13 protein-coding genes are annotated in these 12,231 nt (G+C 70.0%); 8 read left to right on the forward strand and 5 right to left on the reverse strand.

Features of this window, described 5'->3' with window-relative positions; translation table 11 throughout:
* Positions 1–18: 18 nt before the first annotated feature.
* Complete coding sequence (locus HRU81_10525; protein ID QOJ32507.1) at positions 19–822, forward strand: hypothetical protein; 804 nt, start codon at positions 19–21, stop codon at positions 820–822.
* A 27-nt stretch (positions 823–849) separates the two neighbouring features.
* On the opposite strand, the gene msrA is transcribed toward HRU81_10525, so the two are convergent.
* A complete protein-coding gene (gene msrA, locus HRU81_10530) occupies positions 850–1,500 on the reverse strand; it encodes a peptide-methionine (S)-S-oxide reductase MsrA (GenBank protein QOJ32508.1) in 651 nt (216 codons plus the stop codon).
* A 106-nt stretch (positions 1,501–1,606) separates the two neighbouring features.
* On the opposite strand from msrA, the gene HRU81_10535 reads away from it, so the two are divergent.
* Genes HRU81_10535 through HRU81_10555 form a run of 5 tightly spaced genes read left to right on the forward strand, consistent with a single transcriptional unit; the run spans position 1,607 to position 6,562 of the window.
* Positions 1,607–3,073 carry a TonB family protein gene (locus tag HRU81_10535; protein ID QOJ32509.1) on the forward strand — a complete coding sequence of 489 codons (1,467 nt, stop codon included), beginning with the start codon at positions 1,607–1,609 and terminating at the stop codon, positions 3,071–3,073.
* Positions 3,063–4,103 carry a zinc-dependent alcohol dehydrogenase family protein gene (locus HRU81_10540; GenBank protein QOJ32510.1) on the forward strand — a complete coding sequence of 347 codons (1,041 nt, stop codon included), beginning with the start codon at positions 3,063–3,065 and terminating at the stop codon, positions 4,101–4,103. Before HRU81_10535 ends, HRU81_10540 begins: the two co-directional genes overlap by 11 nt.
* A gap of 54 nt (positions 4,104–4,157) precedes the next feature.
* A complete protein-coding gene (locus HRU81_10545; protein ID QOJ32511.1) occupies positions 4,158–4,940 on the forward strand; it encodes a DUF547 domain-containing protein in 783 nt (260 codons plus the stop codon).
* Between the two features lie 30 nt (positions 4,941–4,970).
* Positions 4,971–5,930, forward strand: coding sequence for a protein-methionine-sulfoxide reductase catalytic subunit MsrP (msrP, locus tag HRU81_10550; protein ID QOJ32512.1), 960 nt, complete (start codon positions 4,971–4,973; stop codon positions 5,928–5,930).
* 8 nt (positions 5,931–5,938) lie between these two features.
* Complete coding sequence (locus HRU81_10555) at positions 5,939–6,562, forward strand: sulfoxide reductase heme-binding subunit YedZ (GenBank protein ID QOJ33372.1); 624 nt, start codon at positions 5,939–5,941, stop codon at positions 6,560–6,562.
* A gap of 30 nt (positions 6,563–6,592) precedes the next feature.
* On the opposite strand, the gene HRU81_10560 is transcribed toward HRU81_10555, so the two are convergent.
* On the reverse strand, positions 6,593–6,931 hold the full coding sequence (locus tag HRU81_10560) for a P-II family nitrogen regulator (GenBank protein ID QOJ32513.1): 339 nt from the start codon (positions 6,929–6,931) through the stop codon (positions 6,593–6,595).
* A 78-nt stretch (positions 6,932–7,009) separates the two neighbouring features.
* On the reverse strand, positions 7,010–8,437 hold the full coding sequence (gene dacB, locus HRU81_10565) for a D-alanyl-D-alanine carboxypeptidase/D-alanyl-D-alanine-endopeptidase (protein QOJ32514.1): 1,428 nt from the start codon (positions 8,435–8,437) through the stop codon (positions 7,010–7,012).
* Here dacB and HRU81_10570 point away from each other — a divergent pair.
* Positions 8,412–9,506 (forward strand): DUF3187 family protein, encoded by a 1,095-nt coding sequence (locus HRU81_10570; GenBank protein ID QOJ32515.1) that lies wholly within the window; start codon positions 8,412–8,414, stop codon positions 9,504–9,506. The genes dacB and HRU81_10570 overlap by 26 nt on opposite strands.
* Before the next feature lie 9 nt (positions 9,507–9,515).
* Here the strand turns inward: HRU81_10570 and HRU81_10575 are convergent, their stop codons facing one another.
* Positions 9,516–11,339 carry a sigma 54-interacting transcriptional regulator gene (locus HRU81_10575; protein ID QOJ32516.1) on the reverse strand — a complete coding sequence of 608 codons (1,824 nt, stop codon included), beginning with the start codon at positions 11,337–11,339 and terminating at the stop codon, positions 9,516–9,518.
* A 181-nt stretch (positions 11,340–11,520) separates the two neighbouring features.
* Here HRU81_10575 and HRU81_10580 point away from each other — a divergent pair, with 181 nt between their 5' ends.
* Positions 11,521–11,688 (forward strand): hypothetical protein, encoded by a 168-nt coding sequence (locus HRU81_10580; protein ID QOJ32517.1) that lies wholly within the window; start codon positions 11,521–11,523, stop codon positions 11,686–11,688.
* Positions 11,689–11,933: 245 nt separating this feature from the next.
* Here HRU81_10580 and HRU81_10585 read toward each other — a convergent pair whose 3' ends face one another.
* Positions 11,934–12,185, reverse strand: a complete 252-nt coding sequence (locus tag HRU81_10585) for a hypothetical protein (GenBank protein ID QOJ32518.1) — start codon at positions 12,183–12,185, stop codon at positions 11,934–11,936.
* Between the last annotated feature and the right edge of the window lie 46 nt (positions 12,186–12,231).

Here is a 12,231-nt window from a genome sequence, read left to right on the forward strand (position 1 = left end):
CCCGAATGGAGGCCGGCCATGCAGCACATTGCTTTACTCGTGCTGGTACTCGTGGTTGTCACGCCCAGCGCCGTCACGCAGGCTGCGACGGTGACGACGCTCACCGTCGGTTTCGAATCACCAGACTTTGCGATCGGCGCGATCGGCGGCAATCCGCCGTACAGCGCCGGCCAGGGCGGCTGGGGCGGCTACTCGGCCGGCGCCATCTCCGATGCACAGGCGCACGGCGGCACGCAGTCATTGCGCGCGGGCGGATCCCTCACCCTCGGCGCCACCCATTCCCTCGATCCTGCAAACCAGGGCGATTACCCGTCGGCCTCGGTCACGTTTCCCACCGGCTATGCGTCCGACTGGTGGGTACAGGCCTGGGTGCGCGTGGACTCGGGCGGCGCGGGCGCCCGCCTGGCGATGCCCAGCTGGGGCTGGTACCTGCAGATCTCCGGGGCGGGCACGCCATCGCTGGAGTCGGCCATCCCCGGCCAGCCACCCGCCAGCCTGCCCTCGCTCGGCAGCAGCGTCCTCGACCGGTGGGTGCTGGTGCAGATGGCCCACGATTCCACCGCGGATGACTGCGGCCAGGGCATCGCCGGGCGCTGCATCGATTTCAGCATCCGCGGCGACGACGTCGATTTCGCCTTCAGCCGCTACTACACGGCTTCCGGGCCGCTGTCGCAGTACCTGATGCTCACCGGCGATGCGTTCTGGGACGACGTTGCGGCAAGCAGCGGTGCACCGCCGGCCCTCGTGCCCCTGCCCGGCGCTGCCTGGCTGTTCGCCAGCGCCCTCGCGCTGCTGGGAAGGCAGCGGCGCCGCGTCGCCTGAGCACCGCAAGGCCAGTGGACGGCGGATTCAGCTCCGCGCCAGCGCGCCCGGGAAGGGCACGCCACAGCCGCCCAGTCCGCAATAGCCACCGGGGTTCTTTGCCAGATACTGCTGGTGGTACGCCTCGGCGTAGTAGAACTCCGGCGCCGGCAGGATCTCGGTGGTGACCGGCGGATGGCCGGCGGCGCGCAGGGCCCCGGCGTAGCGGTCCCGTGACTGCGGCGCTGCCTCGCGCTGCGCCTCGTCGAAGCAGTAGATGCCGGAGCGGTACTGCGTGCCCACGTCGTTGCCCTGGCGCATGCCCTGCGTCGGGTCGTGGCCTTCCCAGAAGCTGCGCAGGAGTTCGTCGTAGCTGATCGCCGCCGGGTCGAAGACCACCCGCACCACCTCGTTGTGGCCGGTGAGCCCGCTGCAGACTTCCTCGTAGGTCGGATTGGGCGTGTAGCCGCCGGCATAGCCGGCCGCCGTGCTGAATACGCCAGGCAGCTGCCAGTAGCGGCGCTCCGCACCCCAGAAGCAACCGAGGCCGAACAGCGCCTGTCGCATCCGCTCCGGGAACGGCGGCTGCAGGGGATTGCCGTTGACGGCATGGCGGGCCGGCACCGGCATGCGCATCGCGCGCCCCGGCAGCGCCTCCTTCGGATCCGGCATGAGTGTCCGCTTCTCGCGCCACAGCATGGGCTGCTCCGTCTGCCACCAGGGCAAACATGTTGCGCCTGCCGACGTCATCCGGCCAGCGCCGGCACCGGTGCTACATTACGGTCCTGTGTCCGCCTCCTCCACCATGACCCGCAAGCCATCGGCAGGCCGCGCTCCGGCACGGTCCGCCACCTGCCTGCTGGCGGTGGTGCTCTCCGCGTCCGGCCAGGTTCCGGAAGCCAGCCCGCCCCCCGCTGCCGCGACAGCACCCGCACCTGCAGCCGCAGTGGACGCGGCCGCCCTGCGCGACGCGGCCCAGCAGACCTTCCTGCGTCTCATCGACGAGAAACGCTACGAGGAAGCCATCGCCATCGCTGCCCAGGTCGTGGACCTGACAACACGCATGCATGGCCAGGACAGCATGGAGATGGTGACGCCGCTCACCAACCTGGGCACGGCGCAGATGCAGCACGGCGACCTGCTGGCCGCCGAGTCCAGCTACCGCCAGGCCATCGCCATCGTCGAGCGGCGCGACGGCCTGGTGTCGCCGCGCCTGGTGAACCCGCTGGTCGGCCTCGCCGCCACCTACGCGCGCGGCGGGCTCTACCAGCAGGCCGCCGAGACCTACCACCAGGCATTGCACGCCAATCACACGAGTGCCGGCTTCTACAACCTCGAGCAACTCAGGATCCGCGACGGCCTGTCCGAGACCTTCCTGGGCATCGGAGAGCTGGCCAAGGCCAACAGCCAGCAGCGCATCCAGCTGACGATCCACAAGCGCCACGCACCGGAGGACAGTGCGGCGCTGGCCGAAGCGCTGCAGAAGCTCGGCCGCTGGTACAACCGGACGGGCCAGTACCCGGAGGCGCAGTCCGCTTTCCAGGAAGCCCGCCGCATCATCCGCGCCAGCGGCGGCGACAAGGACCCGGCGATGGTGGACAGCTATCTCGGCGAAGCGCTGGCCTATGGCAACGAAGGCGCCATTCCTGCCTCGGCTGCCGTGCTCAAGCGCGGCCTCGACCTGATCGACTCACAGGAGGTGGTGGACCACCGCAAGCGGGCCCAGCTGCTGGTCGCGCTGGGCGATCTCTACATCGTCGCGCGCCAGCCCCGGGCCGCGCGCCAGCGCTATGCGGAGGCCTGGCGCGACCTGTCCGGCGACGATGCGCTGCTCGCGGACCGCGACCGCTACTTCGCGCAGCCCTCGCGCATCGGCGGCCCGCAGCTGCCCGACGTGGTGGACGTGGAAGGCAAGGAACTCAAGGCCTCGGCCCGCGGTACGGCCGGCCAGGACGAGGGCGTGGTCGTCGCCATGCTCACCGTCACCGCGGACGGTCGCGCCGATGGCGCCCGGATCATCGAATCCACGCCGCCCGGGCTGATGGACCGGCAGATGTTGCGGATGCTGGATGCCGCGGCGTTCCGCCCGGCCATGGCGGAGGGGGAGCCCGTGGACCGCCCGGACGTGCAGCTGCGCCATGCCTTCCGCTATCCGCGCCCGGCACCCGGCCACCCCGACGTGCCATTGCAGTCGCCCGGCCCAGGAAGCGGCGCACCGGGCGGCCCGCTCGCCTACCCGGGGTCGGATGGGGACCGCCACGATGGGACCTGAGGCCGAAGTCCTGCGCCGCATGGTCCTCGATGGCCCGGGCGCGCGCCTGCGCGAGGAACACTGCGACCTGCCCGCCTGCAGCGGCACCCAGGTGCTGATCCGCGTCCACGCCTGTGGCGTGTGCCGCACCGACCTGCACCTGCAGGACGGCGAACTGCCGGCCGCCAGCTATCCGCGGGTGCCCGGCCACCAGGCCGTGGGCGAGGTGGTGGCGCGGGGACCCGGGGCGGTGCTGCCTCTCGGGGCATGGATCGGTGCTGCCTGGCTTGCGGGCACCTGCGGCACCTGCCTGTTCTGCCGCAGCGGCCGCGAGAACCTCTGCGACCAGGCCACGTTCCACGGCTGCCATGTGGATGGGGGCTACGCCAGCCACATGCTGGCCGACTCCCGCTACTGCATACCGCTCGAGCGGACGCTGGCTGCCGCGCAGGCCACGCCGCTGCTCTGCGCAGGGCTGATCGGCTGGCGCGCGCTGCGCATGGCGGGCGACGCGCGCTGCATCGGCATCTACGGCTTCGGCTCGGCCGCGCACCTGGTCACCCAGGTCGCCCGCCATGAGGGCCGCCGCGTGCTGGCCTTCACCTCGCCGGGAGACCGCACGGCACAGGACTTCGCCCGCGAACTCGGCGCCGACTGGGCCGGCGGTTCCGACCAGTCCCCGCCGGAACCGCTGGACGCAGCGCTGATCTTCGCCCCGGTGGGCGCGCTGGTGCCCAAGGCGCTGCGCGACGTCAGGAAGGGCGGCACGGTGGTCTGCGGCGGCATCCACATGAGCGACATCCCGGCCTTTCCCTACGCCACGCTGTGGGGCGAGCGCCAGGTACGCTCGGTGGCCAACCTGACGCGCGAGGACGGTGTGTCGTTCATGCGGGCCGCGGCCGCTGCCCGCGTCACGGCACGCATCAGCACCTACCCGCTGCAGCAGGCCAACGAGGCGCTGGACGACCTGCGCGCCGGCGCCGTCCACGGCACGGCCGTGCTCCTCTGCGGCGAACCGTCATCCGCCACGCCACAGCAGGCGGGCCGGTGAACGCGTCGCCACGGAAGGTTTATGCTTGCGGTGATCGCGCAACGGACGGGTGACATGCCACGGGGACAGATCATTGCAGGCCGCGGGTTCATGCGGGCACTCGGCCTGCTGGCGGTGCTGGTACTGGCCCTGGCAGCGCCGGCCGGGAGGGCTGCCGCGCCCGACTACGCACTGCTGGAGGAAGCGCTGCTGCAGAACGTCCGCGACGGCTACGTCGACTACGACGGCATCGCGGACAACCCGAAGTTCGCCCGCTTCGTCACGGACCTGGCGACCGCGCAGGCACCCACGGAACGCAACGAGGCGCTGGCCTTCTACATCAATGCCTACAACGCCTTCGCCATCCAGGGCATCCTCCAGGGCCATACGCCCGATTCCAGCTCCGGCCGGCGGCGCTTCTTCGGCTCGCTGAAGTTCGGGCTGGGCGGCGGCAAGGTGACGCTGGAGGAGATCGAGCAGCAGCGCCTGCGCCCTTTCGGTGATCCCCGCGCGCAGCTTGCCCTGGCCCGCGCCGCGCTGTCCGGCCCACGCCTGTCCAGCCACGCCTACCTGCCCGGGACGCTGGACGCGCAGCTCGATGCCGCCAGCAGGCGCTTCGTCAACGACGTCAGCCGCAACCGCTTCGACATCGCGCGCAGGACGGCATTCCTGTCGCCGCTCTTCGACTGGCACCGCAGCGACTTCGAAGCCGCGGCCGGCAGCCTGCCCGGCTGGCTGGCGCGCCATGTCGATGAGCCCGCCAGCCGCGCCGCGCTGCTGGAGGGGCGCCTGGCCCTGCGCTACCTGGATTTCGACTGGGACCTGAACGGCCGATACGCAGGCCCGGCGAGGCCATAGGCGACACACGACCCCGGGAGCACCCATGCCATGCTGATCAGGCGCCCTGGCCCTGTCCGTTCCTCGGACATCACGCCCGAAGCCGTCTACCGCAGCCGCCGCCGGCTGCTGGCCGCCGCGGGTTTCGCCGGTGCCGGACTGCTGCTCGGCCGCGGGGCCCCGGCCGGGGACATCCCGGGCCAGTACCGGCGCCTGACCAGCGTGAGGCAGAGCCCGCTCAGCACCCGCGAAGCCGGCAACAGCTTCGAGGACATCACCCACTACAACAATTTCTACGAGTTCGGGCTGGACAAGTCCGACCCGGCCGAGCTGTCGGGCGACTTCCGCCCGAAGCCGTGGACCGTCACCATCGACGGCGAGGCCGGCATCAGGGGCCGCTTCACCCTGGAGGACATCCTCAAACCGCACCCGCTGGAGGAGCGGATCTACCGCTTCCGCTGCGTGGAAGCCTGGTCCATGGTGATCCCCTGGGTGGGTTTTCCGCTGGGCGACCTGATCAGGCGCTTCGAGCCAACCTCGCAGGCGAAGTTCGTCGCCTTCCAGACCGTGCTGCGGCCCGCCGAGATGCCGGGCCAGCGCAGCCCGGTGCTCGACTGGCCGTACGTCGAGGGGCTGACCATGGCCGAGGCCATGCACCCGCTGGCCATCCTGGCGGTGGGCCTCTATGGCGTCGAACTGCCCAGCCAGAACGGCGCACCGCTGCGGCTGGTCGTGCCCTGGAAGTACGGATTCAAGAGCATCAAGTCCATCGTCCGCATCAGCTTCACCGCCAGGCAGCCGCGCACCACCTGGTCGGCGGCTGCCGCCGACGAGTACGGCTTCTACGCCAACGTCAACCCGAAGGTGGACCATCCGCGCTGGAGCCAGGCGACCGAGAGGCGCATCGGCTCCGCGCTGTTCTCGCCCAAGCAGCCGACGCTGCCGTTCAACGGCTACGCCGCGCAGGTCGCCTCGCTCTACACGGGCCTGGACCTGGTGCGGAACTTCTAGGCCGGGAGCTGGCCGTGCCGACCCTGCGGCAGCTGCGGCTGTACTGGAAGCCGCTGGTGTTCGCAGCCGCGCTGCTGCCGCTGCTGCGGCTGGTTGCCGGCGCCACGGGCCTCGGCGGCACCGGGCTCGGGGCCAACCCCGTGGAGACCATCCAGGACAGCACCGGCCTCTGGGCGCTGCGCCTGCTGCTGGTGACACTGTGCGTGACGCCGCTGCGCCAGGCCAGCGGCCAGGCCTGGCCGCTGCGGTTCCGGCGCATGCTCGGGCTGTTCGCCTTCACCTACGCCGCCCTGCACTTCGCCAATTACCTGCTGCTGGACCGGGCCCTGGATACCAACGAGATCCTGGGCGACCTCACACGGCGGCCCTACATCATCGTCGGCGCCACGGCACTGCTGATGCTCACCGCGCTGGCCGTGACTTCCACCGCCGGCTGGCGCCGGCGCCTGGGCCGGCGCTGGCAGCTGCTGCACCAGGCGATCTACCCGGCCGCGCTGCTGGTCTGCTGGCACTTCTGGTGGCAGGTGAAGAAGGACTTCACCGAGCCGCTGGTCTACTGCCTGATCCTGCTGGTGCTGCTTGGATGGCGCGCCTGGCGGGCGCGGGCGCTGCAGGCGGCGGATGCCGCCTGAGACTTCCGGGTGGGCTGGCTGCTACCCGCGTCAGAGGGCGCCGTCGCCCGTCTCGCCGGTGCGGATACGCAGCGCCTGCTCGAGGTCGATGACGAAGATCTTGCCGTCGCCCACCTTGCCGGTGCGTGCGGCTGTGGAGATCGCCTCGATGGCGCGCTCGACCAGCTCATCGGCCACCGCCACTTCCACCTTGGCCTTGGGCAGGAAATCGACCACGTACTCGGCTCCGCGGTAGAGTTCCGTGTGGCCGCGCTGCCGGCCGAAGCCCTTCACCTCGGTGACCGTCATGCCGTTCACGCCAACCTCCGCGAGGGCGTTGCGGACGTCGTCCAGCCGGAACGGCTTGATGATGGCGGTGATCAGTTTCATGCGTGGCCTCTCCCGCTTCCTGCGCTGCACGGACTGCCGGGATTCTAGCAGGTTGCGCCGCGCCGCCGGGGGGCGGGTTCAGGGCTGGCGATAGATCCAGCGCAGCAGGGCCTGCTGGGATTCGTCGGCCCAGCCGGGCGAGTTCTGCATCATGGTTACCGCGAACTTGCGCCCGCCCGGTGTCTGCACGTAGCCCGCCAGGGCGTGCACGTTGTTCAGCGTGCCGGTCTTGAGGTGCATGTGGCCGGTGAACTCGGCCCCGCCGAAGCGGCGCCGCGCGGTGCCATCCAGCCCGGCGAGCGCCAGCGAGGACTCGAACTCCGAGCCGTAGGGGCCACGCTCGGCAGCCAGCAGCAGGCGCGTCAGGCTGCGCGCGGAGATGCGGGTGTCGCGGGTGAGGCCGGAGCCGTTGCCGATGGCCAGTTCCGGGAATGCCAGCCCCAGGCGCTCCAGTTCCTCCTGGACCGCGCGCTGCCCTTTCTCCACCGTGCCCGGGGCGCCGAAGCGCTGTGCGCCCAGCGTCAGCAGCAGGTGGCGGGCCATGATGTTGTTGCTGTGCTTGTTGGTCGCGGTGATGACCTCGGTGAGCGGCACGGACTCCAGGGTCGCCAGGGTGCGCATGCCGCTCGATGGGGTGGTGGCGCGGCGGAAACGGCCGCGGATGGTGCCGCCACTCTCCTCCCACAGGGCGCGGAACAGCCCGTAGGCATACTCGGGCGCCTTCATCAGGCTGCGTGTCACCCGGTACTCGGCACACTGGCGGCTGAAGCGGCCGGTAAAGGTGGCCTCGTCGTGGTTGCCGACGGTCGCCACCGAGAAATTGATGCGGTTGCGGGTGCCGCCGCAGCTGCCGTTGACGAGCTGCACCTGGTTGCGTATCTGCAGGTTGGCGGGCAGCGGGTCGGCAGCGATCTCCACCCGGTTGCGCGCCGCGTCGGGCCTGAACATGAAATTCACGGCCTGGAAGTTCACCATCAGCGCGTCGGGGATGACGTTGTAGGTGCTGTAGGGGCGGCCGTCGAAATCGCCGGGATCGGCGTCGCCGACATCGAAATAGCTGTTGTCGATGACCACGTCGCCGCGGATCTCGCGCACGCCCCGCAGGCGGATCTCGCGGATGAGCAGCCAGTAGCGCTCCAGCACGAGATAGGGATCGCCCTGGCCCTTGAGGTAGAGGTCGCCGTCGAGCACGCCGCCGTGGGGCGCGCCGGAGGCCAGTGCCGTGGTCTTCCAGGTGTAGGTGGGCCCCAGCGTTTCCAGCGCCAGGTAGGTGGTGACCAGCTTGATGGCGGAGGCGGGATTGCGCGGCGTATCGGCATTGAAGGCGAGGATGGGTTTGTCGTGGCCGACTTCCTGCACGTACGCACTGAAGCGCTCCTGCGGGATCTTCGCGCGTGCCAGCGCGGCACTCACCGTATCCGGCAGGCCGGTGGCCTGGCCGGCTGCAGCAGGCTGTGCTGCGGGCCACAGCAGGAGGGCCATGAGCCACAGTAGTGTGGAGCGCATGAATCGCGATGCCTGGGATGAGGACACAACAAAGGCGGTGATTGTGCCGAAACCCGGGCGCACGGGTCCAGCACGCAGGCGCGGCAGGCACGCGGGGCTCATCGTGCTGCTGCTGGGACTGGCAGGACCGGTGGCGGCGGCAGGCAGCGATGCCGGCCCCGTCGCACACCTGCCCATGACGGACCGCGGCCCGCTCACCGGCGTGATCGGCGTGCCCACCGGCTGGACCGGCGCCACGATGCCCGCCGCCGAACTGGCCTGGTCGGTGGCCAACAATGCGGTGGGCCAGGAGTCCGCAGCGGAATTCCTGCTCTTCGACGGGGAGACGCAGGTGCTGACGCTGCGCGCGGGGCGGCGCTTCGGCAGTCGGCTCAGCCTCGGCGTGGAGTTGCCCTGGATCAGCCACGGTGGCGGTTTCCTCGACCGCTTCATCGACACCTGGCATGACGGCCTCGGGCTCGATCCGGGCATCCGTCCGTCCCTGCCCACCGGGGACCTGCGCTACGACTACGGACGCGGCGACACGCCATCGCTGGCCCTGCACAGCCAGGTGGCCGGCCTGGGCGACGTGACCACCTCGGCGGCCTGGGTGCTGGCCGGTGCTGACGCGGACCCGGCCCTGCCCCTGGTCGAGTTGACCACCGACATCCAGTGGGGCACCGGCGATGCCCGCGATCTCACCGGCAGCGGCTCGACCGACATCGCTGCCGGCCTCGCTGCCAGTGGCGTCGCCGGCGAGCGGCTGGGCTGGTCGCTGCGTGCCGGCATCCTCTGGCCTGGCGATGTGGATGCGCCGTTGCCCGCTGCGGCCGGACAGGTCTACTACTACGAAGGCTCGCTCTCCTGGCGGCTGGTGCCGGCACTGGACCTGGTGATGCAGGCGATGGGGCACAGCGGTGCCTGGCAGAGCGAGCTGAGGATGCTCGGCGGCCACTCGCTGCAACTCGGCCTCGGTGGCGACTGGCGCTTCGCGGAGCGCTTCGGCCTGCGCTTCGGGGTGTTCGAGGACCTGCGCGTCGACAGCGCGCCGGACTTCGGCCTGGAGCTGGCGCTCGCCTACCGGCCCTGAGCCGGCAGCTCAGGCCTTGCGGCGCGGCCGCTCGACGCCGAGCGCCCGCATGCGATCGGCCAGCGTGGTCGGCTTGATGCCGAGCAGCTCGGCGGCACCGCCCTTGCCGGACACCCGCCCGCCCGCCGCCTGCAGCGCCGAGAGCAGGTTGCGCCGCTGCAGGTCGCGCATCTGCTCCTCGGTGATGAATCCCGTGGCGGGATCCGCCGCCGGTGCTGCCTCGGGCACGGCCGCAGCCGGGGAGACACCGGCCTCCGACAGCGACAGGTCCAGGCGCAGGCTGGCACCGCGGGAGAGGATCACGGCGCGCTCGATCACGTTCTTGAGCTCGCGGACATTTCCGGGCCAGTCGTAGCGCCGCAGGGCCTCCACCTGGCCCTGGGTAAACTGCGGCACCGGCCGGCCGAACTGCCGGCAGACCTGCTCGAGGAAGTGGGCCGCCAGCTGGATGACGTCGTCGCCGCGCTTGCGCAGCGGCGGCACCTGCACCGGGAACACGCTGAGGCGGTAGTACAGGTCCTCGCGGAACTCGCCGGCCTCGACGGCCTTCTCGAGGTCCTTGTTGGTGGCGGCGATGACCCGCGCATCCACCTTGCGCGTGCGGTCGTCGCCGACGCGCTCGAACTCCCGCTCCTGCAGGACGCGCAGCAGCTTGCCCTGCAGGGACAGGGGGATCTCCCCGACCTCGTCGAGGAAGATGGTGCCGCCGTCGGCCAGCTCGAAGCGGCCGACGCGATCGCGGTGGGCGCCGGTGAAGGCGCCACGCACGTGGCCGAAGAATTCGCTCTCGAACAGCTCGTGGGGGATCGCCGCGCAATTGACCTTCACCAGCGGCCCACTGGCCCGCTGGCTGCGGGCGTGGATCGCGTGCGCCACGAGTTCCTTGCCGGAGCCGGTCTCGCCGATGATGAGCACGCTGGCCGGGGTGGCCGCCACGGCCTCGATGCGCGCCATCATCGCCGCCAGTGCCGGGCTCTGGCCGACGATGCGGCCGAAGTTCATCGAGACGTTGACCTCCTCGCGCAGGTAGTCGCGCTCGCGCTCGAGTTCCTCCTTGAGCCGGGCGATCTCCCCGTAGGCATCGCGCAGGCGGGCCTCGGAACGATTGCGCTCGGTCACGTCCTTGCTGGCCACCAGCAGGCGGATCACCTGGCCCTGCTCGTTGCGTTCCGCCCGGGCGGAGAGCAGCACGTCCATCACGTCGCCGTTCTTGCAGACCATCTGCCGGGGCACGTTCTGCACGTCCCCCTGGCTGATGAGCTCGCGCAGCTTGCCGTCCAGCAGGGCGCGCCGCGATTCATCGGCAATGAACTCGAGGATCGAGCGGCCGATGACCTCGTTGCGCTGGTAGCCCAGCTTGGCGAGCCAGTGGTTGCTGACCGCGGTGATACGCCCGTCGGCGTCGATGGTATGGAGCATCGCCGGCGTGGACTCGTAGAGATCGAGGTAGCGCCGCTCCAGCCGCTCGCGGTCGGAGGGCTCCTCGAACAGCGAAACGGAGTAGCGCAGGCTGCCGCCATCGGGCGCATACACCGCCACCGTGGTCGCCAGCAGCGGCAGGGCGCGGCCGTCCTTCGTGAAAAACTCGACGGGGACGTGGTCCAGGCGGCCGGTGCGCCGGAACCGGGGCAGGTGCTCCTCGAGGATCCGCCTGGCGCTGGGCGGTGTCGCCAGGTCATCCGGTCGCCGGCCGCGCAACTCGGCCCGCCCGTAACCCATGCGCCGCTCCCATTCATCGGTGACGTCGAGGAAGCGCCCCTCGCCATCCAGCAGGGCGAGCAGCACCGGCAGGCTGCGAATCAGCACCGTGTTCTGTTCGTTGGGGTCGGTCACGGGGAGAGAGTTTACGGTATTCCGTGTACTGAAGTCACGATAATTCGTGTATTACGTTTTTTCGTAATGACCTGAGATGTTCTAATTCATTGTTTGTAAACACAATGACGAATTGGCATGGATCCTGCAATAGCTGGGTAGGCCCAAGGGTGGGCCCGAATGACGCAGGAAAGGCAAGCGTATGGACACCAGGAACGGACACTTCCACTTTTCAGGCGAGCGCCTGTCGGCGCTGCTCCTCGCCGTTGCCGCCACGGTGATGGTCTTTGCCGCCATCAATGCCGGCTTCACGCCGCATGCGGCTCACGTCGCCAGCCGTGTGCTGGGTGCATCGCCGCTCAGCCTGTAGGGCCACAACAGCAACGAACTTCCCGGTCGCGCCGCAGTCCCTCCCCCCCTCGGCGGCACGACCAGGAAACGACGGCAGGACATGCCGTCAGCCGCAGGCTCCCCCCCTCCAGGATCCTGCCGCCAAAGGGCTCGCCTCGCGAGCCCTTTTTTTTGTTTTTTGGTGCCGGTGTTACGGTTTCGGTAACGGCACAAACGCACCGGATTCGCAGCACGTGTTACCGAAACCGTAACACCGGCACCGAATTACCACTTGCGGGTCTTCTCCAGCAGCCCGTTGAGCTGCTCCCTGGTGAGGCGGGATTTCAGGCGTTCCAGCCAGAGCTTTGCCCAGGCGAACTCCAGCGCGAGGATGGCGAGGCCGAGCGGAATCACCACCAGCCCGGGACCGGGTGTCACCAGCATGACCACACCGGCAAGCACCACGGTTCCGCCGATGACCGCGACCACGATGCGCCGGGCCAGCTGGTAACCGCGCCTGCCTAGTTCCGCGAACACTGCCGCATCCCGTGACCAGCGCGCCGCCGCTGATCACCCTTCATGG

This window comes from Gammaproteobacteria bacterium (assembly GCA_015709695.1).
Lineage (GTDB): Bacteria > Pseudomonadota > Gammaproteobacteria > Steroidobacterales.